The organism is Bacillus sp. DHT2 (assembly GCF_026241455.1).
Taxonomy (GTDB): domain Bacteria; phylum Bacillota; class Bacilli; order Bacillales; family Bacillaceae_G; genus Bacillus_A; species Bacillus_A pseudomycoides.
This window is the reverse complement of record NZ_JAPHWH010000006.1, coordinates 62,542-85,641: the sequence shown is the minus strand read 5'-3', so window position 1 is coordinate 85,641 and position 23,100 is coordinate 62,542. Positions and strand designations below refer to the sequence as shown.

Annotated in this window: 25 protein-coding genes and 3 pseudogenes; 5 read left to right on the top strand and 23 right to left on the bottom strand. The window is 33.2% G+C overall.

From position 1 onward, the window contains the following. Positions 1-126: 126 nt before the first annotated feature. The 16 genes and pseudogenes from ORL93_RS16190 to ORL93_RS16115 all read right to left on the bottom strand — a co-directional run bounded on the left by ORL93_RS16190 (position 127) and on the right by ORL93_RS16115 (position 12,842). Entirely contained in the window at positions 127-1,665 is a 1,539-nt protein-coding gene (locus ORL93_RS16190) for an ATP-binding protein (RefSeq protein ID WP_265959236.1), read from the bottom strand. Beyond that, complete coding sequence (locus ORL93_RS16185) at positions 1,646-2,605, bottom strand: Mu transposase C-terminal domain-containing protein (protein ID WP_265959235.1); 960 nt, start codon at positions 2,603-2,605, stop codon at positions 1,646-1,648. Before ORL93_RS16185 ends, ORL93_RS16190 begins: the two co-directional genes overlap by 20 nt. A gap of 42 nt (positions 2,606-2,647) precedes the next feature. Further along, positions 2,648-3,802 carry a hypothetical protein gene (locus ORL93_RS16180; protein WP_265959234.1) on the bottom strand — a complete coding sequence of 385 codons (1,155 nt, stop codon included), beginning with the start codon at positions 3,800-3,802 and terminating at the stop codon, positions 2,648-2,650. 1 nt (position 3,803) lies between these two features. Next, a complete protein-coding gene (locus tag ORL93_RS16175; protein WP_265959233.1) occupies positions 3,804-4,538 on the bottom strand; it encodes a TnsA endonuclease N-terminal domain-containing protein in 735 nt (244 codons plus the stop codon). A 259-nt stretch (positions 4,539-4,797) separates the two neighbouring features. Then, the gene (locus tag ORL93_RS16170; protein WP_265959232.1) at positions 4,798-5,223 is read right to left on the bottom strand and encodes a protein-tyrosine phosphatase family protein; all 426 of its coding nucleotides are present in this window, start codon (positions 5,221-5,223) and stop codon (positions 4,798-4,800) included. A 26-nt stretch (positions 5,224-5,249) separates the two neighbouring features. Beyond that, complete coding sequence (locus tag ORL93_RS16165; RefSeq protein ID WP_265959231.1) at positions 5,250-5,531, bottom strand: HesB/IscA family protein; 282 nt, start codon at positions 5,529-5,531, stop codon at positions 5,250-5,252. A 37-nt stretch (positions 5,532-5,568) separates the two neighbouring features. After that, on the bottom strand, positions 5,569-7,329 hold the full coding sequence (gene arsA / locus ORL93_RS16160; RefSeq protein WP_265959230.1) for an arsenical pump-driving ATPase: 1,761 nt from the start codon (positions 7,327-7,329) through the stop codon (positions 5,569-5,571). An 18-nt stretch (positions 7,330-7,347) separates the two neighbouring features. Beyond that, entirely contained in the window at positions 7,348-7,707 is a 360-nt protein-coding gene (gene arsD, locus ORL93_RS16155; RefSeq protein WP_070184279.1) for an arsenite efflux transporter metallochaperone ArsD, read from the bottom strand. Positions 7,708-7,770: 63 nt separating this feature from the next. Then, positions 7,771-8,175, bottom strand: a complete 405-nt coding sequence (arsC, locus tag ORL93_RS16150) for an arsenate reductase (thioredoxin) (protein WP_265959228.1) — start codon at positions 8,173-8,175, stop codon at positions 7,771-7,773. A 26-nt stretch (positions 8,176-8,201) separates the two neighbouring features. Further along, positions 8,202-9,257, bottom strand: coding sequence for an ACR3 family arsenite efflux transporter (arsB, locus tag ORL93_RS16145; RefSeq protein ID WP_265959226.1), 1,056 nt, complete (start codon positions 9,255-9,257; stop codon positions 8,202-8,204). Between the two features lie 28 nt (positions 9,258-9,285). Next, the gene (locus ORL93_RS16140) at positions 9,286-9,633 is read right to left on the bottom strand and encodes an ArsR/SmtB family transcription factor (RefSeq protein WP_265959224.1); all 348 of its coding nucleotides are present in this window, start codon (positions 9,631-9,633) and stop codon (positions 9,286-9,288) included. A gap of 643 nt (positions 9,634-10,276) precedes the next feature. Then, positions 10,277-10,483 (bottom strand): annotated as a pseudogene (locus tag ORL93_RS16135) (hypothetical protein). A gap of 115 nt (positions 10,484-10,598) precedes the next feature. After that, complete coding sequence (locus ORL93_RS16130; RefSeq protein WP_265959223.1) at positions 10,599-11,468, bottom strand: DUF421 domain-containing protein; 870 nt, start codon at positions 11,466-11,468, stop codon at positions 10,599-10,601. 20 nt (positions 11,469-11,488) lie between these two features. Then, positions 11,489-11,680 (bottom strand): annotated as a pseudogene (locus ORL93_RS16125) (DUF1657 domain-containing protein); the annotation flags it as partial. A gap of 251 nt (positions 11,681-11,931) precedes the next feature. Then, complete coding sequence (locus ORL93_RS16120; protein WP_002161935.1) at positions 11,932-12,111, bottom strand: small acid-soluble spore protein H; 180 nt, start codon at positions 12,109-12,111, stop codon at positions 11,932-11,934. Positions 12,112-12,698: 587 nt separating this feature from the next. Further along, positions 12,699-12,842 carry a hypothetical protein gene (locus ORL93_RS16115; protein ID WP_265959221.1) on the bottom strand — a complete coding sequence of 48 codons (144 nt, stop codon included), beginning with the start codon at positions 12,840-12,842 and terminating at the stop codon, positions 12,699-12,701. Positions 12,843-12,954: 112 nt separating this feature from the next. Between ORL93_RS16115 and ORL93_RS31535 the strand changes: the two are divergent. Beyond that, positions 12,955-13,029: pseudogene (locus ORL93_RS31535) on the top strand (hypothetical protein); the annotation flags it as partial. A 44-nt stretch (positions 13,030-13,073) separates the two neighbouring features. On the opposite strand, the gene ORL93_RS16110 reads toward ORL93_RS31535, so the two are convergent. Continuing rightward, positions 13,074-13,637, bottom strand: a complete 564-nt coding sequence (locus tag ORL93_RS16110) for an undecaprenyl-diphosphatase (RefSeq protein ID WP_265959220.1) — start codon at positions 13,635-13,637, stop codon at positions 13,074-13,076. Between the two features lie 457 nt (positions 13,638-14,094). Here ORL93_RS16110 and ORL93_RS16105 point away from each other — a divergent pair, with 457 nt between their 5' ends. After that, entirely contained in the window at positions 14,095-14,715 is a 621-nt protein-coding gene (locus tag ORL93_RS16105) for a DUF2238 domain-containing protein (protein ID WP_265959219.1), read from the top strand. Between the two features lie 458 nt (positions 14,716-15,173). Here the strand turns inward: ORL93_RS16105 and ORL93_RS16100 are convergent, their stop codons facing one another. Then, positions 15,174-15,593 carry a VOC family protein gene (locus ORL93_RS16100; protein WP_265959218.1) on the bottom strand — a complete coding sequence of 140 codons (420 nt, stop codon included), beginning with the start codon at positions 15,591-15,593 and terminating at the stop codon, positions 15,174-15,176. Positions 15,594-15,807: 214 nt separating this feature from the next. Further along, complete coding sequence (locus ORL93_RS16095; RefSeq protein WP_265959216.1) at positions 15,808-17,487, bottom strand: DUF6044 family protein; 1,680 nt, start codon at positions 17,485-17,487, stop codon at positions 15,808-15,810. An 85-nt stretch (positions 17,488-17,572) separates the two neighbouring features. Here ORL93_RS16095 and ORL93_RS31390 point away from each other — a divergent pair, with 85 nt between their 5' ends. Next, complete coding sequence (locus ORL93_RS31390; RefSeq protein ID WP_369124019.1) at positions 17,573-17,815, top strand: hypothetical protein; 243 nt, start codon at positions 17,573-17,575, stop codon at positions 17,813-17,815. Positions 17,816-17,913: 98 nt separating this feature from the next. On the opposite strand, the gene ORL93_RS16090 is transcribed toward ORL93_RS31390, so the two are convergent. Next, positions 17,914-18,891: a glycosyltransferase family 2 protein gene (locus ORL93_RS16090; protein ID WP_265959215.1), complete on the bottom strand. Its 978-nt coding sequence runs from the start codon at positions 18,889-18,891 to the stop codon at positions 17,914-17,916. Positions 18,892-18,925: 34 nt separating this feature from the next. Next, positions 18,926-19,306 (bottom strand): GtrA family protein, encoded by a 381-nt coding sequence (locus tag ORL93_RS16085; protein WP_265959214.1) that lies wholly within the window; start codon positions 19,304-19,306, stop codon positions 18,926-18,928. A gap of 173 nt (positions 19,307-19,479) precedes the next feature. On the opposite strand from ORL93_RS16085, the gene ORL93_RS16080 reads away from it, so the two are divergent. After that, positions 19,480-20,922, top strand: coding sequence for a glycosyltransferase family 39 protein (locus tag ORL93_RS16080; protein WP_265959297.1), 1,443 nt, complete (start codon positions 19,480-19,482; stop codon positions 20,920-20,922). Between the two features lie 107 nt (positions 20,923-21,029). Here ORL93_RS16080 and ORL93_RS16075 read toward each other — a convergent pair whose 3' ends face one another. Continuing rightward, the gene (locus ORL93_RS16075) at positions 21,030-21,821 is read right to left on the bottom strand and encodes an alpha/beta fold hydrolase (RefSeq protein WP_265959213.1); all 792 of its coding nucleotides are present in this window, start codon (positions 21,819-21,821) and stop codon (positions 21,030-21,032) included. A 220-nt stretch (positions 21,822-22,041) separates the two neighbouring features. Beyond that, the gene (locus ORL93_RS31530) at positions 22,042-22,152 is read right to left on the bottom strand and encodes a hypothetical protein (RefSeq protein WP_373926169.1); all 111 of its coding nucleotides are present in this window, start codon (positions 22,150-22,152) and stop codon (positions 22,042-22,044) included. Between the two features lie 430 nt (positions 22,153-22,582). On the opposite strand from ORL93_RS31530, the gene ORL93_RS16070 reads away from it, so the two are divergent. Then, entirely contained in the window at positions 22,583-22,891 is a 309-nt protein-coding gene (locus ORL93_RS16070; RefSeq protein WP_265959212.1) for a hypothetical protein, read from the top strand. Positions 22,892-23,100 lie beyond the last annotated feature (209 nt).

Sequence of the window (23,100 nt, the reverse complement as noted above, 5' to 3'; positions counted from 1 at the left end):
TCTTGTTAACTCATTTACAAATTAGTTGTATCCTACACTTAATAATTGAGAATTTATGTTCAATTCTTTAAAAGTTATTCAATACATAAGTTTTAACTTTGATCCAAAATTAATTTTTTGCTTTAATTAAATTTTTTCATTCTGTATGTTTTCTTCTAATCCATATGTTAAAGCCAGCGATGCTGATTGCTGCAATAAAAATTTAAAGCTTTTCTTTTCTCCATATTCCTCTAATACTTTTTCAACAGAAACTTTAGCAACTTCGTAGTTTATTTCCATATTTTGCAATTTTTGAATAATTCTTATATCTAAGTCATCTTTAGAATTTTGACTACACAGGGCTTCTTGCTTCTCTAAAAAATAGTTCACATTGACTACGCTAGTTGCTTCGTTCAATCCAGAATCTAGTGTATCATCTAGTGTACTCAATACTATATCTTCATACCTTGCCATATTAGATTTTTTCCCCGTTTTCATCGCTTTAAGAACTGGTTGTAGTGACTTTAAATAATTTTCAGAAACTCGTTTAATAATAGTAGGTGTTATGACTTCCTTTTTCTTTTTCATGGTTTCCATTTGTACAAGCATAAATAACTTGACTGCAATTGCAATAATTCCTTGGCTGTACTCATACATTACTTTACTTAATTCAGGAGTCAACTCTGTATACTCTCGGTTCCATTGATAGCGCCATAACCCTTTTAACAACAACTCCCATTCTCTATCTGTTTCTCTATGATGCATCCAAATTAAATCTCCTTGGCCACACATTCTCCGGATCTGTCTCAATGCTCTTTTATACAACACTTCTGTTTTGGGTGTCCCAATAAATATGATTGGGATTTTGCATGTATTATTTAAAGTAACAAAGAAATTCAGCATTACTTCTTCACCTTGACTTTTAGCTATACTTAGATGTTGAATTTCATCCACAATCAATACTCCAATACCATGTTGTACTATATGACTTTGCATAGCTACAATAAGTTTAGAAACAGTAACACGCGACTTAAATATTTCTTGTGTATATTGCGTTCCTAATACACTGTCGAGTTTTTTAAAAAATGCTCCTATTAAACCTTTCAGTGTACCATCATGAGAACAATCTATTTTTAAATAAACAACTTGCTTTCTAATAAACGGTTGATTTTTATATTCTGTATGTTGAATTACCTGCGGATAAGTAGAGAGCAATCTGCTTAAACTTCTTGATTTTCCAATACCTGAAGTTCCAATTATCATAAAGCCTTCTCCAGGTACTTCATCACTATTTGTTAAAGGCATTTCACCTTTTTGTAAATTATCGTATATTTGCCTGAGCAATAATTTTTCTTCTTTATTCATAGGATTTCTATATAAATACCCTTGTCTAAGAGCTCTATCAAAAAGATTATAAAGAGAAATCTGTCTACCATATGGCTGAAAAAAACTGTTTAAACGCATTACATAATGGCAACGTAACTCTTTGGGGTGTAACCTTTCCCCTTTGTTAAAATGTGGATAAACCGCTAACGATTTGTAAAGGCTTTCCATACTCAGTATAGGAGGCAAAGTCTCTAAGAATGGGTTTCCTTCATACTCCTTGACTTGTTGAGGCAAGTATACCGCCTTAGGGTGAAAGCAATTTTCTTCTATGCAGATATGATTAACCATTTTCTTCCTCATAGTTCCCCTCCTTCTCCATTAACTTTTCATATAGTTTTAGTTGTTCTACCTCATATTCATTTAATTCCGCCTCTTCTTGTTCACATCCTAAGGATAATGTTTTTTTATGTAATTTCTCGCCCTTTTCTTCTCTATTTTCAATTAAAAATGCCTCTTGTGGTTGACGTTCAAAGTTATCTTCTGTTCTTCTTTCTCTAATATTTTTTATTTTTGCCGTATTACTTTCTTCAAATATCGGTATAATACTTTTTGTTCGTTGCCCTGCATCAGCAACAACCTCTTCCACCCTAGACTGATAAGTCAATTTTCTTTCTAAATCCTCTTTTATCTTAACCTGCTTTAATTCTCTTTCTGTGTTTTGTAGATATTCTATTTCACTTAAACTTTTACCATAATACGCGCTAGTCCTGTCCATTTCACAAACTATGTAGTCGCCCTCATTTTCATCTTTAATATAAATAAACGTCATATTCCTCGGATCAAAAAGTAACTTAATTTTCCATCCTTTATTTCTAGCTTTTTCAAACCAATGTTCTTGTATTGCTTTTGTACACGTATATCTCATGTTTTTATATCTAATCCCTGCACCAGAAACCCTTCCTACATCTACTGACATAAATGCAAATTTTAGTTCTTCCTTTGGAAATGTCCCTAAGACACCTGAGCACTTTTCAATTCCCCAATTCCAAATATTATTTGGAGTAGGAATTACTTGATCTCTTAACATCGCTTCACTTAATTCATAGTGTTCAAGGATTTTCTGATTATGCATTCTTATATATTCAATAATGATTTTACGAATATCTTGAATTGTAAGAACTGCCTTTAGACGGTAATCTGGTGCCCCCCGTTTCCCAAAATTTTTTTCAACGTATCCTGGTAATAATGGTTTAGCATTCTGTTGAAGAAGCCCCAATGCACGCTCTACAATACCTTTCAAATCAGCTCTATATGGAGGGGTATTTTCAAGACGAATATTAATTCAATCAGCTAGCTTTTGGGCTTCTTTTCCCATTAATTCTCCTCGGTCGGCTAATAATGCTGCTGGCAAATTAGATGCTATCCATTCACCTGGCTCAATTGAAATTCCCAGATTTCCACAATACTCTACTTTATCGCTAACTGCACAATAAAGTGCTAATCTGGCCATTTCTAGTGAAGCCGATCTGGTATCTACATGAAAACCAACTATCATTCTGCTAAATACGTCAACTACAAGATATAAAGTTGGTCGTCCTATTATCGCATTATAATTATTCGAAGATACAACATAGACGTCTGCGATTGTAGAATCAATTTGATATAAACTACCTGGTCCATAAACATAATCATTTGATTTTCCTAGGATAGCTCTTTGAGTTAAATTATGTTCTTTTTCCCCTAAACGTTTTATTGATACCTTATGTGAACTAGTTAATTTTTTTGCCCAATAAGCAAATTGAGCATACGAAGGAGGATTTGCATTTTCTTTAAAATTCAATACAGTCCCTCCACCAAATTTTATCTTGACCATAAAATTTTCCGCTAAAAACCTTTCATATGTATAACGGAGGGAGTTTTCTTTTTGATTCATATAGTATTTTTGAAACGCATTAACGATTAGTTTTTTTACTTGCTGTGTTATATTTATTCCTTCCCCATGAATATCTTTATCTTTTTTTGGTCTACCAACTTTTATGAGCCCAAGGATCTTTTCCTTTCCTTTTCCACCACAATTTTTATAATTATCAACTATTGCTCCTTTATTTTGACCATTTTTCCAATACATTCTTAATAACTTATATAGAGTTGGCTTTGTGTATCCTTGCTCAATATATGGCTTTAAAATTCTACCTCTTGCCTGTCTGTCAAATATAGCCGGAATATTCTCTTCTGATAGTAACTGTTGAATTAAGTCCCAATTTTTCTCTATGCGTTCCCTTTGTAATACATTTAACTCCTCTTCCATATATAACTTATAATAAGGATCAGATAAACTTATTCTAACCATGTTATTTTGAATATCACTTATAATATCAAGTACATTCCTCTTGATAGGAAGGGCTTTGCTATCATTCAAAGCAAAAATGTACATGACTTCTTGTTTATAATCTACCCATAAAACTCTATAGTAAATTTTATCTTCTTCTAAAATCATATTATGATATAAAATGTTCATAGAAGGCCTCTCTATCTACATAAAAATCTTCTCTACCTAACCAATGTATTTTAAAATCTTGTTGTAAGTTAATCTTAATAACATGGTGAAAAACTAAAAAGTTAAAAAATGTTAGTGCTGTTCCATTCTTTAAAAGGTTTTCTCTTGTAAAGACTTCTAAAGATTTTTCAAGATATACAGTAGATTCATTTAGATAAACAACAAATTTCTCTAGTAGGTGAATCATTTCTTTAGTTAACATAGGACAACTCATAACTATATTTGCATTTCTAATTCTTTTTAAATTATTAACAAAAGGAAGAGGTACATCTCGTTCGGTTATAATACCCCAATCTATATTTTTTTGTTCCCAATAACAACGTTCAATTTCAAATTTCTCCTGAACGCGCTTTTTTTCTAATTCATTTGAGGATTTTACTGTCCTTGCAATTATTTTTTCACAATTATTTTCATTTATAGTGATTATAAAATCTGTACTCATGATATAAGGTGTACTACTTCTACTATCTGTTGGATATTTAATCTTCTTTTCCTTTGCAATCTCCATTGCTAATTCTAAATCAAGTAGTGGATACTGCTCCCGAATATCAATAACATGCTTTGAGTAATCTAACAGTAAAAAATAGTTATACTCAAGACGAGATAAAAAAATGGTGCATTCTTTTTGTTTTAACCCCCAACTCCCTAGATACAATACCGTTTGATGGGAAGTCATTTACTGTTATCCAAGGGAGATATTCTGAACCTTCCCCTAATCCTCTACCTTCATTAATCCATTTCCCCATCTTTTCCCATGTCCATATTCTTCCTCTCTTCATTATTAAATCGTCCTCTCGCAGTAACAGTTTTTACTAGGATTAACAATATACTAAATATTGAAACATTTATTCTGAAAACTCTATTGAGCAAAGCTATTACTTAATAAAAATAGAAGGCATCCGTATGTTTAAGCTTACGAATGCCTTCTATTTTTATTATTGATATAAGTTTATTAATACTTGTTTTAACTCTGGCTTTATTGCAATAATTGAGCGAACTGCCTTTACTTGTTGTTCCGCATCTTTAACATTAGAAGCATGACCTAATTCTAACAATAAGCCCGTTGCAACAGTACCTGTACGATTACGCCCACCTGAACAGTGGAAGTATACTGTTTTCCCCTGTTCCACAGCTTCTTTAACTGCTTCAATTGCATTTCTTACCGATTCATCCTGTCCTTCTGCACCTTCTACAATTGGATATGAATGACGCGTAGTCTCAGTTGGAAATTCTTCTGGTTCTTTTCCTCCAGCACGTAAATCAAACACCTCAGTAATTCCATGCATTTGTACAGCTTCTTGTATAGCCTCTACTCCACCAATATATACTTTTCCTTTTACGAGTTCGTGATAGTTAGTCATGTTTGTTAGTCTCCTTCAATCATTATTTAGCAGCAATTAGATCCGCCACTGATGACAAGACCTGCACCTTGTTGGTCTTCTACGTAATCCAAAGTAAGCGTATTAACCATGTCTACTACTTGAGGATCTATTGCAATCTCAATCCCATTTACTGTTTCTTTTAAATCATTTTCTAGTGCCTCTGCTAAAGTAACACCGTAGCTTGGGCCACAGCACCCAGCGCCCTCAAATGTAAAACGTAGTGTTGAAACACTGTTTTCTTTCATAGCATTTTGAATAAACTCTTTTGCTTTATCTGTAATATTCATTCCTATTTCTCCCCTTCACAGTAACTACTCGAATTTTTTATTTTACTAACTCTTTAAGTTTCTCATATCCTACAATATCTTCTGATTGCCAAGGGATAATCACACAGTTGTTTTGTGACTCTCTTTGAACCGCTTGAATCCACTGTACCTCAGAATGCGCTCTACCCTTTAACACTGGATCAATTGTATGTGTTGCATAAAAACTTTGATTGATAACCCACCATTTTGGAGTAATATCCGCACGTTTTAAGTCTTCTTGTAAACGACTTGCTTCATGAACTGGTGTCGCTTCTGCTAGCGTTACAATTACAACACTTGTTTCTTCTGGATTACGAAGACGTGGTAATAAGTTTTTCACAGACTGAGGCACTTCACCGGAAGAGCGTGCAATTTCCTTATGATACGTTTGTGCCGCATCCAGTAACAATAATGTATGACCTGTTGGTGCTGTATCAATTACCACAATTTCATCATTAGCTCTCTCAACAATGTCCGCTAAAGCACGGAAAACTGCAATTTCCTCTGTACAAGGAGAACGTAAGTCCTCTTCTAAGTATGCTAAACCTTCTTCATTAACTGTATCTTTTGCTTGCTCTATGACTTCCTTACGATAGTTTTCAACTTCTACTTTTGGATCAATTCGACTTATCGTAATATTCCCTTGTTCTCCATGCATGACATAATCAATATGTGCTGCGGGATCAGTTGTAGTTAAGTGTACATGGTGTCCTTTTTCGGCCAGACCAACTGCAATTCCTGAAGCTACAGTAGTTTTTCCGACACCACCTTTTCCCATTGTAAAAATCACTCGTTTTCCTGACTCTGAAAGATTAGTAATCAATGTCTGAAGTGAAGGAAGAGAGACGGTATTTGCTTCTTCATGTGGAACTGAGAGATTTGCCATTGGTTGAACCAGTCTTCTCATATTCTCTATCCCAGTAACATTAAACGGTACTAATGGAATTTCATAAGTAGGCACATTTTTTAATTCTTCTGCCATGATTTCTAACGCGTGTGATTGTCTCTTAAATAATGCATTTGAGATATCATCATTTTGTAAATAGTTTTTCAAGATCCCATTTACAAGTAGAAATTGATTACTAACACCAATTTCTTTTAATTCATGAGCTGCTCGCTCCGCTTCTTGTAATGGAGAACTATCTGGTCGTGTGACTAGCAATAACATTGTTTGATTCGGATTAGATAGTGCCTGAACCGTTTGACTATATAACTCTTTTTTATCACCAAGGCCTGCTAATGGTCCTAAACAAGAAGCTCCATGCGTACTCTCTTCTAGGAAACCACTCCAAGCCGTAGGAAGTTGAAGAAGACGTAACGTATGACCGGTTGGCGCTGTATCAAATATAATGTGATCGAATTTCGATGTTAATTCTTTATTTGTAAGTAACGTAGAGAATTCATCAAATGCGGCCATTTCTACTGTGCAAGCTCCAGATAATTGCTCTTCCATCGTTGCAATAACAGCATCAGGGAGCTTTCCACGGTATGGACCAACAACACGTTCTTTATATTCATAAGCTGCTGTTTCAGGATCTAAGTTTGCTACTTGTAGATTTGGAACACTTGGAATTTCTTTCGGTTTATTCGTAAGTTCTATTTCGAACACATCTTGTAAATTAGAAGCTGGGTCAGTACTTATTAATAAAACTTGTTTCCCCATATCAGCTAACGTAATAGCTGTTGCACATGCAGTAGATGTTTTTCCTACTCCGCCTTTACCAGTAAAGAATAAAAATGGTGTGAATGCTATTGTGTTTGGGTTATATAAGTTTGTCATTGCCTTTCACTTCTTTCTCTATTTTTTCACGTTTAACTTTAAACGTACGACTGGCTTTTGACTCAACTCTTCTTCTGTTATATCTGTTAACTGTGTAAGTTCTTCATTTGTCAGGTGACTTTTTTCTTTTACTACTTTTCCATCTACCAAGGTTACAGGCAATACGTCTGGTCCTTTATCTGTTAATAGTTGACTGATAACAACATTATTGGCAAATGCATCTGGTTCACTTGCCAAATTATAACGGGTCACATCAATTCCTTTATTCTTCAAGTTGTTAACAGCAACTGAAATACGAATTAATTCCGGATCAACACTTGGTCCACAAACCCCAGTAGAACAACACATTGCAGGATCAAAAATTTCAATCTTTTTCATCTCTGATTTCTCCCCTTCTTTATAAAATAAGCCGAGAAGATTCTCGGCTTATTTTGTTTTCAATTATTCTCCTGTTTCGGCATACTTTTTAATACGTCCACCAATCTCATCGCGAACTTTTTGGAATACAGACCACTCTTGACCAGCTGGATCATCAAATCCCCAGTGAACTCGTTTTACATGTGGTGGTGTTGTCGGACATACATCATTTGCGTGACCACAAAGTGTTACAACTAAATCTGCTTTGTCTAAAATATCATGGTCAATGATATCAGATGTTTGATCCGTAATATCAATGTCTACTTCTTTCATTGCTTTAACTGCATTCGGATTTACTCCGTGTGCCTCAATACCAGCAGAAAGTACGTTCCATTTGTCACCTAAATATTTTTTACCCCAAGCTTCTGCCATTTGGCTACGACATGAGTTTCCTGTGCATAAAAAGTAAATTGTTTTCTTGTTTTCCATGATAATTCCACCTTTATTATGAATATTTATTTGGGTTGTGTTTGAAAGTATTTACGCTGGAACCAAAGTGCTACATTTACAAGTGCTATCATAACTGGAACCTCGACTAAAGGTCCGATAACTGCTGCAAACGCTGCACCTGACTGAATTCCAAATACACCTACAGCTACTGCAATCGCTAATTCAAAGTTATTACTTCCAGCCGTAAACGCTAATGTTGTTGATACCCCGTAACTTGCACCGATTTTTTTGCCCATAAAGAAAGAGATAAAAAACATGATTACAAAATAAATGAGTAATGGAATTGCAATACGTACAACATCAAATGGTACGCTAACAATCACTTCTCCTTTTAGAGAGAACATCACAATGATTGTAAATAGTAATGCAATTAAAGTAATTGGACTAATCTTTGGAATGAATACTTTTTCATACCATTCTCGTCCTTTCGTTTTTACAAAAATCAAGCGTGTTAGCATTCCTGCGATGAATGGAATTCCTAAATATATAAACACTGATTTTGCAACCTCTGCCATTGTTATATCTACAACAGCACCTTCAATTCCTAACCATTCTGGAATAACTGTTACAAACACATAAGCGTATACTGAGAAAAATAACATTTGGAATACAGAGTTAAATGCTACTAATCCTGCCGCATATTCTGTATCACCTTTCGCTAAGTCATTCCATACGATAACCATCGCAATACAACGAGCTAAACCTATCATGATTAAGCCCACCATATATTCTGGCTTATCTGGTAAGAATATAACAGCCAAAGCAAACATTAAAACAGGACCAATAATCCAGTTTTGTACCAGTGATAATACCAATACTTTTACATCTTTAAAAACGCGCCCCATCTCTTCGTAGCGAACCTTAGCGAGCGGTGGGTACATCATTAAAATTAAGCCAATCCCAAGTGGAATAGACGTTGTTCCTACCTGTAAACTATTCATTCCATCAACGAATCCAGGTGATAGATATCCAACTCCAATCCCTACTGCCATCGCAAGAAAAATCCATAGGGTTAGATATCGATCTAGGAAAGACAGACGTTTTTTCCCCGTGTTGCTCATCCTTCTCACTTCCCTTTCTAACTATTTATTAACAACCACACCGGAGTGTAGGATTGCTCTTCTCAATTTGTTTAATTTTCTCTGTTTGGTCAGATACATGCGCTAAAATATCTTCTAAAAGCGCATATAAATCACTTGCTTGATTTAAAGAATAATAAATCCACTGACCTCTACGCTCTTCTTGCACTAAACCTAAATCCTTCAACTTTCGAAGATGCTGGCTGATAGAAGGTTGGCTCATATCAAATACTTCGAGAAGCTCACAGACACAGCATTCACGTTGTTTAAGGATTGATACAATTGTTAACCTTGTTTTGTCTCCTAATAGTTTCAGAAATTGGGATGCTCTTGTTACCTCTACAATTGTTTTTTCCATATCTACACCTACCTTGTTATAATTACATAAGCATACGCTTATATGTTGTGTAAAAATAAAGTGCTTTATTCTCTCTTTCTAAATAAGTATATAACTATATGCTTATGTATTCAACGAAAAAGTCTCACCTTTACATAAAATTCACATTAGATTTTCTTATTTAAAGTTTGTACTCTTTTTCTTATCCCAAAAGATATAAATGATAAATCCTAAAGGTCCTGTTAAAAAAATAAAAACTAACCATATCAGAAAGTGCTGCTTACTAATTTTATTTTTCTGATATTCGAGCGTAACATATGTACACATGTAAATTATTAAAAGATATATACCTACAATTAGCAATTGATCCAACAAACCTATCCCTCCGTTCTTTTTAATATATAATTCTTAGGCCCTTTTTAAAATCATAACATAAGTAAATAATTATATGTCTATATAAAAGGTGATAAAGCTTATAAATACCCCTGCCAAATCCGCTAAGATTCTAATCTTTTATATTCATATTACCTACGAGGGGTCACCATATCAAAAAAAGAAAATTGTACGTTTAGACACAAGTTAACCGGTTTCCTGTACGTTAAGGAACCGGCTATCTATTTCACTGTTTTTTGATGGAATTTTTGTATTGTAATGGTAATAGTTATTAGTTTTTGTTACCTTGTTTCTTTTGGTTGTTAGGCGTAATTTCATCGGCAAACTCCATATTTGCCAAGTTTACTTTGGATGGAATAAATGTTCTTGTTGTATTTTAAAAACCTTGGAACATACGTTGGATAGGTCTCGTCATATTTGAATTACGTGTTGCTAATACACCAAAAACGGTTCCTAATCCTAGTAAAGAAGCCCAAATCCATCCTCATTTATTGTTTTCATTTGCTAAAATCTACAAAGATGTCAGAGTGTTGGGAAACCCTAAAGGGTTTTCCGACACTCTGAGAAAAGGACGTTTGTGAGAACGTCCTTTTTTATTTCTTTAAAAGGTAGGTTACCTTGTTTAAAATAGCTTCAATTTGTTGTGCATTTTTACTATACATTTCACTTGCTGTTTTTGATTTCGTTTCTAAAGAAAATAGTTCAAGATCAGCATGGCATTTTTTTAAAGATGCTAATAATAAAGGTTTGTTTTGAGGAGAAGGCATTTGGAGTTTATCATTATAAATGTCGATAGTAAGTTGTCCGTATGAATCAACTTGACCGAGAAAGACATTTTCAATGACAACACCGAGTTTTTCTAGTTCTGAATGTAACCAAGCGCGGTTATGCCCACTAGCTGAAAGAGGTTCATCTAGTATATTTCCATCCATAATAACAGTTTGTGGTTCCTTTTTATTTGGTACTTTCAAGCCAATATCTTTTGCTGTAAGTGGTTGAGATTCTTTCTTTAATAATACATTTAATTCTCCGCTTGGTTCTAAGACGGCAAATTCTACTTCGGATATACTAAAGGATCCGTTTCCTCTGAGAAGTTCAAGTAATTCATCACTGGTATACTTTTCTTTCTTTAAATTATCCTCAAGTATTTTGCCATCCTTTATTAAAACTGTAGACTTACCTTCAAAGAAATCTCTCGCGGCTTTGTTTTTTAAGGAAAGAATTCCTACGAAAAAAGGTACCGAAGCGAAAATAAGTATGGCTAAGACGCCATGGAAAATTTTTTGGTCTAGCCCTGTAGATACTTGAGCGGCGATACCACCGATTGTCATCCCAGCTACGTACTCGAAAAAGGAAAGTTGAGAGATTTGCCTTTTTCCTAAACATTTTGTGATAGTAAATAAAACAATTAATATGAATACAGAGCGGAGAATGACAAGCGTCCATTCGGGTAGGTGAGACATAGTAATTTCCTCCAGTCTACTTAAAACCCTTTATATTGAGGTTCTTCACGTTCTAATACGGAAACTCTATCCTTTAAATCAGCAATGACGCTGTCCATTTCTAACATACATTCATGAAAAACACGTTTTACTTCTTCATCTTTTGAATTTAATGAAAGGGAACTTAAGCTTGCTTGAGCGCCCCTTAAACTAACGAGGCATGTTTTTACATTTTTACTGGTGCCGTTGGAGGTACATCGTTATCACTAATTTAAATAAGTCATTTATTTAGTAAATGCTACCATAATTTTGGTAGTTTTTTTGCTGCTTTATTAAAGAGGATTGTAACCACCAATCAAAAATGTTTTTTATCCTTATTAACCTAATTAGCTAGAAGAAAATAAGATTACTCAAACATACAAACACCATTGTAAGTGGTGCTTGTATGTTTGAGTAATTATTTATTGAGGTAACATGTAACCAATTAATGTTCTATTAAGTTGGATAAAGGAATTTCTTGTTCATTCTTGGGTTCATTAAGAGGATAAATTCTAGCTGTTTCATTATTTTCAGCCACATTTTGAATATAAATTGGAACTCCATTATACGTTACATTAGCCATGACTGGTGAAGCGGCAATCTCTTGTGCTCTTTGTTTGTTCATTATAATGACCTCCTTTTGATTTGTAACAGTTATAATATTTACTTCAAACTACTTAAGTATTCTTATTACTCAATAATAAGTAAACAGGGAGCTAGTTTTAATTACGGTTACTTGACTAACGAAGACAACGGTTAGATTTTGATTTCCTAGTTGGTTGCGGGATTAGTTTATGTAGAAAGTAAATGTTTTAATTTTTATAGCTAAGCCTTTTCTATACTTAAATATTTCTACATAGATAAAAAATGAAAATGTGCAAAATAAAGAACCGCTACCGGTTCTTTATTTTGCACATTTTATATTTTAAAAACTTTTTGTTTTAAAATCAGGATGCTTAGCATGAGTATTTTGAAAAGGTAAGTAGCATGGTTACAATGACAATTTTTAGGAAACAAGAAGTAACTGTATAAATTTCTGAAATGTACCCATAAACAGAAAACACCTCTTGTACCATATCTAATAAAATAAGGTATAAGAGGTATTTTTTCTTTTTTTATTCTATTGGATTACTCTATATTGTTCTACTTCAATTAGGTTCTCCTATATTTAAGAATCCGCTGTAAGCCAATGATAATCTTTACATTAACCTGTTATTGATTATTCTTTTCTTGAATTTCTTCAGAAGGCTCTTCAGTTGGATCTGGCTCATTCTCATCAACGCCAGTGCAACCGCACAAGAAACCTACAGATAAAATAGTAGACATGATAGCAAGTAGATATTTTCTTTTCTTCAAGTGATTATTGCTCCTTTCAGAGAAATATTTATGCTATTATCTTCTACTTAAAGAAAAAGAATATGCTACAGTTTTTTTAACGTTTTTTTCCTTTATATCAAATTAGAATCAAATTCAATTATTAAGGGATTTCCTAGATATTTGTGAGTTTACCGCAAAATGTATTTCAAAGAAGAGTAACTTTAGTAAAAAATGTGCAAAATTATGTGCTGTGATTTATCAAAGATATCGTCAGGAATGTTTCAAATCCACAAAAATTAATTTTCTATATACATTTATAATCCAGGTAATAAAAGAATTAAATAAATATGTAGTATTGCCAATAGCTATACTGGTTAAGATTCCTATGAAGGCACTTCCTATGATATCAAATGGATAATGATGCCCTAGCCAGATACGTGAAAAACCTGTCAAAATTGCTAAGAACCACATGATTGAGCCAAATAAACGCTCACGGAGTAAGACGGAGGTTGCTAAGGCAAATGCTACGGCTGTATGTTTACTAGGAAATGAGGAATTATTCTTTGATGGGATAAGTAAACGCACACGATGTATAACAAACGGACGAGGTTTAAAATAAAAGAACTGGATAAAACGATTTATACATAATGAGAACCCTACTGACACCCCTGCAAATAAAATAATTTTTTTGTAGGAATTGTTTCTAAACCACATTAAGGTTAATAAGAAAATGTACAGGAATCGAGTCTTTTGTGAAATAAATATCATAAATGTATCCAATGTTGAGTTACGACCAGCTAGACGATTGATAGACCTAAACATCTTATAATTCATGCAGATGCTCTCCTTTATTTTTGAATTGTTATATAAATATCATTCCCTCACGAAAGAGAAATATGTAGTGTGCATGCCTTTTCTTATTATTCTACTCCGTTTAAATAGATAAATAATATATAGTTGCAAATTGAACATGTTTAACGTGATAATGCTCCTCCTACTGGTTATGTACATTTTTAGTTTAGTCACAAAAATTTATAGAAAGCACACTCCCCTATATTCTCTTGGCATTCTTAACTTGACATTGATATAGAGCTACACCTTTTAGAGCAGTTTACGAAGGCTGTGAATATGTCTATTTTCATTGTGAATATCTACTAGACAAAAACACTTTCCCCATTAAAAGAGCTGTTCTTAAGTGTAAACTAAGGCAAACAGTGCCAAGTACTTTGTATACGAAACTGTGTTTTTTCAAATACTTTAAGCAGAAAACCTTTCAATAGGAGTGAAAAAAGTGATAAGAGACAAAAGTAAAATGATTCATCTATTTTTATTATTAATTGTTACTGCAGTTTTTATATGGTCTGTTATTAAGCCTGCAAGATACTCGACATGGGCAGCGGAAGCTATTCCTGCCGTTCTCGGTCTAATCATTATAATTGCAATATACAATAAGTTTCGCTTTACTACTCTCTCTTATATCGTTATTGCAATACTAGCCATTATAATGTTCATCGGCGGTCATTACACATACTCAAAGGTTCCTCTTTTTAATTGGATAAAAGATGTCTTTGATTTAAATCGAAATCATTATGATCGATTTGGACATTTGATAAAAGGCTTGTTTACAATTGTGATAAGAGAAATATTATTACGGAAAACTCAACTAACCGAAGGTCCTTGGTTAGTTACGATTAGTATAAGTATTTCGCTTGCTATCGCTGCATTATACGAAATTATTGAATGGTTGGCTTTTAAAATAACAAAGGGAGGAACAGCAGCTAAAGACTTTTTAGGTACACAAGGTGATATGTGGGATGCACAATGGGATATGTCGCTTGCCTTAGTTGGTTCGATTCTCGCATTACTTACCCTTTCAAAACTACATAATCGGTTGTTAAAAAAGAATGAATAAAAGAGTGAATATAGAGGAATCTATTTAGCAGTGAAACTAAATCATGTTAAATACCTTAATGGATATAATGTAAAATGACAATGAAATTATTAAATTTTAAAATCTAAAACACGTATAACCCCGTTCTGATTTTAAGAAGGGGTTAAAATAAAGTTGTTTAATTTTTGATGTAAAATACTTCACTACACTTAAAAATACAACAATCACGTCGTTTAAATCTAAGTGTTATTGCACAATCGCGCCCTATTCTGGAATAATCCTTTACTAATATTACCTCGTGAAATCCTTTTCACCTTTTCACTCTTCTTATGCTTTTTGTCTCCAGAATAGTAGTTGAGTATCGAACAGTTAGGGTAAGCATAACATAAATCGAGACAGCTGCCACTGCACAGATAATTGCTATGTCCCACAGTGCAACTTGCCAAACCTCAGTGAACTGTGAATACTGAAGGCGAGGATCAAACTTTTCTGATTGAACCTAGAACCTCCAAATAGTGCTGATTGTACATAATGCCTAGAATGTTCTTCCCAAAGGGATCGACCACGGAAGCAGTGATGAACCCCTCGCCGCGCTCTGTAGGTGCCTCGTACTCTTTCGCTCCCATAGACAGCAGCTTCTCGAAAGTTGCTGTTACATCGTCGACGTGCCAGTACACTACAGCACCGGCCGGACCGGTCGTTGAACCATCGGGCGCATAGCGGCTATCGATTAGGCCCAGCTCGGGCTGGTAGTCGCCAAGGCGAAACTCGGCATATCCTGGACGTTCGAAGTATGGGTCGATGCCTAATAGCTCGGCGTACCACTTCTTTGCCTCTGCTAGATCATCCGTCCAAAAACTGACTGTAGTTAGTCCTCGTAATGTCTGTGTGTCGCTCATAATCGATTTCCTCCTTAATGTTGAGTAGTACGTCCCTATGCTAAACTAAATAACATCTTCTGAAATTAACTTCGATTTACTGACGAATAATCCTTTCTCTTATTCAAGAAAATATCCCTTTAATGGAAATAGTAAAAACCAAACTAATATTGCATCTAAATATTAGTTTGGTTTTTATGAATTTACATCGAGAGAGGCAATCTATTTCACTCATCTAGATCGCTTTATACAAATGAATTTTCCAAGCGGATGTCTTTGATGTAAACACTTTCTCAAGGAATAAATTGTTTTCTACTGCATTTTCAATAGGGACAGCAGAAAACATGTATCGACCACCCATTTTTTTAAAATGCTCTATATTTAGTTGTAAATTTTCCAAGCGTTTTTTCGAGTTTTTCTTAAACATATAGTGTTTTCCAAGTTCATCGGTGAAAATATAACAGCGGCCACCCCACTCGTCATAATACGTACGAATCGTTTTATTTTTCGCTAGTTCCTTTTCGATTATTTTTCGAAATTCATATTTATATGATAGCGGATAAAAATTGTTATATGTATCAAGTGTATAGAATCCGTTGTACTGAGCGATAGCAGGATGTAAACCAACACTAGCGACACGGTACTGCTCCAAAGGTAAACCGATATACTCTTTTATCTCCTGAAATTGTTTTTCTGCAAAAAATTCCTTTACCGAAGGTTTACTTTGAAAAATAATTTCCTCATTAAAAAAACTTAACAAAATAATTTGAGCTATCACAAAACCTGTCACAGCGTGTCTCCATATTTTCCCTTGTAACCATAAAACTTTTAATCCAAGAGCAAATAAAACATAAATAACTAACGGGCGCAAAAAATGATAACGTGCAAAATTAAACGTATCCAAAATGTGAAAACGTTTTGTTAATGGAAGCCAACCTTTATAAAACCAAAAAGCATACCAAATTGACAATACTATGTTAAACCAGAACAAATAAACAAAGACTTTTTCTTGCTTCCATCTCCTCTTGGAAATGATAAAATACAACGCAATAAGTATGACAGGTAAAATAACAAATGTATGGACTGTCATGACATGGTTATGTCCTAAAATAAAATTTTTCACTGTAAGACGGAGAGACCGCCATAACGATAATCTTGCATGAAAATATTCATCTCTGCTGTTAGGTGCAGTGGATAATAAGACGGAAGATACTAAGCGATATTCTACAATCATGTAAATGAGCGTCATATAAACAATTGAAAAAAGAAAACGAAAGTTCCATTCTTTCTTTATTACTACGTCCAATAACCAAAGAATCCCCATCCCGCTTAAAAAGAAGAAAAAACCTAAAACAATACTCGAATATAGAGGAATAAGAGTGAGTACGAAATAGTTCTTCCACGACTTTTCTCCTTTTCGAATATTTAAAAATGCCCAAAGTGCAAGAGGCATTCCGAGAGTGCTAAGCATTCCTGAAGGCCAAAAAGGAGTAAGAGAAAAAGCCAATGAAACTCCAACTGAAATGAACATCCATTCCTCTCTAGATAAAAAATGATGTTTTAAAAGAAGATACATCCCTATAAAAGCAACCACTCTTGTAATCATCTGACTTAATGCATATGCAACCATATTTGGAAAAAAAGCATACAACCAAACAATACCACTAAATTCCGTGCTAAATGCATTTCTTGATAATTGATTGTTTATCACCTGTGGAATTGTAGCATCAATCGGACCTATTATCTCCCCGCTCCTTGCCAAAACCTTATACCAGGACAAATTGGAATCAAGATTATCATGAACACGAATATGCGCATTTTCTCCAAGAATAAATAAAGGAGACAAATAAAGAATGAGTATAATTGCTGCAAAAACAAGTAACTTTTTTTCTTGATTGTTCTGGGTTGAAAACATTCACTTCACCTCAAGAAATTCTTAAAAAGTTTACTTATAAAATTTCCAAAACGAAAGAAATTATCCCCTTGGTAATCAATTTGCTATCAATTTTTTACAAACAAGAAAATTCTTATATAAATGTAGGCGTAGAACAGGATGGCAAAATATTGGAGGAAAGTGGTATCATTTTAGTGTTTCTGGAAGAATGGAAAACGGTCACTTATACAAAGGAAATAACACATACTACTTAAATACTCATTGTTATTACATGTATACAGGTTGGAATATAATTGATGAGAAATTCCATTATTTTGCTCAAAATGGGGCTCGGCAGTACTCTGAATAGTAAGTGGCTCAAATACTAGATAGAATTCTTCATTTAATCTAAATGATAAAAAGGATTGTAGCAGTGAGATACACATGCTACAATCCTTTTTATTATATTTAAGATATATTTGTTTTTTCCTTATTGTATAAAGTTACATCATCTTCTTCTATATTCACAGTCTCTTTTACAACATAAATTGGTCGATTCTTACTTTCGTCATAAATACGAGCGATATATTGACCAACAATACCAAGACCGAGCAGTTGCATACCGCTGAAGAATGTGATGGCAACCATAAGAGAAGCCCATCCAGTTTGGATGTCTTGTCCGATAATTTTAACGATAACCGAGTATATTAAAACTGCAATAGAAATTAATACAGAGATTAAACCTAAAGTCATAACCATTCTTAGTGGCTTTGTAGAAAATGCGATAATTCCGTCTGAAGCAAATTGTATCATTTTCTTTAATGGATACTTCGTTTCACCCGCAAAACGTTCATCTCTTTCGTATTGAATATATGTTTGGCGGAATCCAATCCAAGACATCATTCCACGTACGAAACGATTTCGTTCTTTCATTTGTTTGAATACATCTGCTACTTTGCGATCGATAAGACGGAAGTCACCTGTGTCTTTAGGAATATCGATATCAGACATGTAATTTAAAAAGCAGTAGAAATATTTAGCTGTAACAAGTTTAAACCAAGTTTCACCGTTACGCTGTTTTCTTTTCGCATAAACAATCTCATAACCTTCTTCCCATTTTGCAATAAGTTCTGGGATGACTTCAGGTGGATCCTGTAAATCAGCATCAATGATTACGATAGCATCACCTTTGGCAACATCAATTCCTGCTGTTACAGCTATTTGATGTCCAAAATTACGAGCAAAGTTTACGATTTTAGCACGAGGATCTTCGGCTGAAATACCTTTTAAAATTTCCATTGTCCGATCGGTACTACCATCATTTACAAAGACAAATTCATAATTAATATTATTTTGTAGCGTAACAGACTTTAAGCAATTATAACACTCTTGTGCTACTTCTTCTTCAAAATACATAGGAACGATGATTGAAATAAGTTTCTCCAAGTTTTTATCCTCCTTGTAGCAGCAATATATTAATTTATTGGAAATGGTTTTGTTCGTTGAATGTCCAAAGTTTATTAAGGAAAAAGTTCATAATCATACCAACACTGATAGAAAAAATTTGTGAGATAAACTTATTTATGAAAAGTTTATCAACTAATATGAACAGGCTAATTGTATTAAAAGTTAATACAATTAAATTTACAGTTAGGAATTTGAAAAATAATGATAAATCTATATTTTTCGATTCAAAAACCCAATTTTTGTTCCAATAATAGCTGTTAGCAACACCAACCAAATAAGCAAAGCAGTTGGCGATAAGGTAATTCATACCAATTTTAATGAGAAATATATAGCTAATAATTGTGATAAGCGTATTTAATACTCCTATTAAGCTAAACTTTAAAAATTTCTTCATAATGTAATATCCTCATTTTCATAAAAAATATAGTAAATATATGTATAATAACCATCTTAAGTTTTTTGTATAAATCGATGATTATTACTTTAACGATTTATAATTTAAGCCAAGTATATGCAGTGGCTAATTGTATGACATCGGAACTGAATACAAATAAAGGAGTGGCAAGGTTGTTTACACTTTTAAAAGGATTTTCTAATTTTTCAACACGTTTTATATATGCTCTCTATGGGATTTTTGCTGTGGTATTAATATTTACTTATTTTACAGATATAAAAAAAGATAATTATATGATTTTATTATTGGGTTTTCTAGTCTTATGTACGTTAGGAACCTTTATGTTAAGAAAAAGTTCTTTATATCTTGAAAAGTTAAATGAAAAGAAATGTTTTATTATATTACTACTTACTTGTTTTGTAGTGAAAGTAACATGGATTTGTTTGTACAAAATTGAACCACTTGTCGATTATGCAACTTTCTATAATACAGCAGAAGCTTTAAGTGCAAATTTCCAAATTGAGAGTCGGTATGTAGCATTATTTCCACATATTTTCGGATACTCATTATTTTTAAGTGTTTTCTTCAAAATATTTGGAACAAGTTATATGATTCCACCTATTGTGAATGTTATTCTAACTACGATATCAATGGCATTAATATATTTCATAGGTAGAAAAATTGATGGAGTAAGAACGGCAACCATAGCGAGTATATTTTGGATTCTGTTACCTTCACAAACAATTTATAATATGTTTGCAATGTCGGAACCCCTTTATTGCACTGAGCTATTGTTAATTTGGGTTATTATGATTACTATTGATGAAAAGTTATCTAAAATAGGTATGATAAAGCTTATTTTTTACTCTCTTTTATTGTCCCTATTGCTTGCATTAATGAATATGGTACGCCCAATTGCAGCGGTACCTATTATTGCATTAATTGTTTGGGTATTTATTATTGATATAAAACATCTTGGTCATAAAAATACCCTTTTTAAAAAAAATGTATATATAGCAACGGTGTTAGCTGGCTATTTTGTGTTTTCTTCAGTTGTACACAACTATACAACTGCACGATTAGGCGAAGAAATAGCAAAAGCACCTGGGTATAACATGTATGTAGGGTTTAACAAAGAAAGCTTAGGAACGTGGAATGAAGAAGACTCAAAGTTACTTATGTATTATAATGAGAAAGAAGGCTGGACTGCTAATGATGCTCAAGAACAGATGTTAGAGGATACAAAGGATAGATTGAAAAATGATAATATTGATTTTGCTAAATTATTTTTTGATAAATTCATTATTTTCTTAGGTCATGATAGGGCAGCAGTTTTATACGCGATCCCGGTATTAGACCATCAGATCCGATATATGATTATATGTGATATTTTTTATTGTTTCTTAATTGTTATTTCACTGTTAGGTGTATTTATTGCATTAAAAGATAAGAATAAATCAGCAGCGCTCTTTATTTGTCTTTATGCTATTGGTTTAACAATGGCGCAAATGCTGGTAGAAGTTGCAGGAAGATATCATTATTCTGTTACAATGTCTATGGTTATTTTAGCTGCTTTGGGTATGAATCATCTATACAAACATAGTAATGCCCGTTAGTATGACAGAATTAAATATATGTAAACGTCAAGTAACTCCAAAATATACACTAAAAGTTGATTTTGGAGTTATTTTTTGTTTACTTCACTTTTTTTAGCACTCTGCATTTAGTTGGGAAATCTGTTGACCATGGTATGAATAAAAACAAACTGCTTAATCATTTCATTCAAATCCTTCGCTGCTTTTGTAGGAATTTGATGCTTTGCATTATCAACGAATTTTAATTCATTACATGGCAACTTCCTATGCAGTAGTTTCGCGTGATCATAAAATGATTTATCTTTCTTACCATAAACCAACAAAACCGGAAGCTCAATGCTTCTAATCTGATTAGTACAGTTATAGTGCAAACTATAACGATAATACTGCTCGATATTTTGGGCATTTCCTTTTCGAGCTTCTTTAAACATCTTTCTGAACAATTTATACGTATTTGAATTGCCCCATGAAATAGACCATGCTAAAAATAAAACTGCGCCTGTTTTCGCAAGTTTCACGCCTAGTGAAATTTTATTCTTTAGGTATCCATCCCTTACTTCTGACATTCCTCCTATTAGAATACCCCCTAAGGCATATTCGGCATAAGTTAACAAAAATTCTAATGCAACAGAGCTTCCAGTCGAATATCCGCATATAAAGGCTTTTTTGACTTCCAAATGATCCAATAAACGTCTAATATCTTGGGTAATCAGCGGATAGGTTATCGGTTGTCTTGAATATTGACTCCTTCCATGTCCTCTAATATCAAAAGCAATCACTTTAAACTCTTTAGATAATTCCTCTATTTGGTACTCAAAATTCACACAAGTGAGTACAGGAGGATGAATAAAAACAATAGGAATTCCTTTTCCCTTAACGGTATAATACAGACTACTACCGTCCACATCCAACATTGGCATGTATTTAATCACCTCAATAATCTGAAATCATTCCTAACTCTTCTTTAAAGAAAAAAAGCAACTTTCAAAAAATGATGCATAATAAAAAATTGAATTATTATTAGATTATAAACATATTGGTATAAATGCTAACCATTTATACCATTGTTAAAAGGATCAGAAATAGAAACAAATTCAAAACCTAATCGGTCAGCTCCTTTGTTTAACATGGAAATCCTAATCATCCCTTAAGTCTCATCTGTCCTAGAATGATTTTAGGGCCAAGCAAGGTCTTTTTAACATGTTGATAAATAAATCGTCCTTTTTTAACATGATTATTAAAGCACTTCATTTCGTTTAATAAATAAACATTGTGTAAATGGATTTTAACCAAGATATCATTCTTCTTTATTTAGGTTCCATCAAAAAGAGTAACAGCTTTCCCTTTGTATCGAGTAAGCCTTACACGTAAAATATTGTCCTTGTGAGTTTTATTTATAAGTTAAGCGACTGAATTTATAATATATTGGATCGATAAAATTTAAAATCGTTAGTACATAGCTTTTCAACTTGCTTTCATTTTCACTTTTGAATATCTGTTACTATTATCTTGCATATTTTCAATAAAAAATATTTAGGAAATCTTAGGCTTTTTAGGAAAGAAAAATGAAGAGGGATTAGCATAAGTTGGCATCATAAATTTCTATAAAACAATGCAATATAAAGCATGTGAAATTGAACTTAGTGCTTCTTTTTCCTAACTTTTTTACAGGGGGTAAAAAATGAATATTCTTAACTTCTTGCTGTCATTATTCAATTCTGGAAGAAGAACTCAGCAAATGTTTAAATTGTTTAGAAATAGACGAAATAATAGAGGATGGATTTGGGTTTCTTTACTAGGATTAGGAACATTCTTTAGTGTAGTAGCAACACGTAATTCAAATATGATGAGACCTATCCAACGTATGTTCCAAGGTGTTCAAAATACAACAAGAACATTTATTCCATCCAAAGTAAACTTGGCAAATATGGAGTTTGCCGATGAAATTACACCTAACAACCAAAAGAAACAAGGGAATCAAAACCAATAACTATCGTGAATAATAAAAAACTCGTCTTTTAGTCGCGAGTTTTTTATTATTCTTAATGACTCTATAGCTGTATCGAAACAGTTTTTCCCATTTTAATTGTGCAACTTCCCTTCGTATTTAATAATCCTCTAACATGGCTTATTCTGTACGATTCGTTTAGTATTTTTTAAATCTTAGTCAATGTATTTATAAAAATAACCAATATTTAG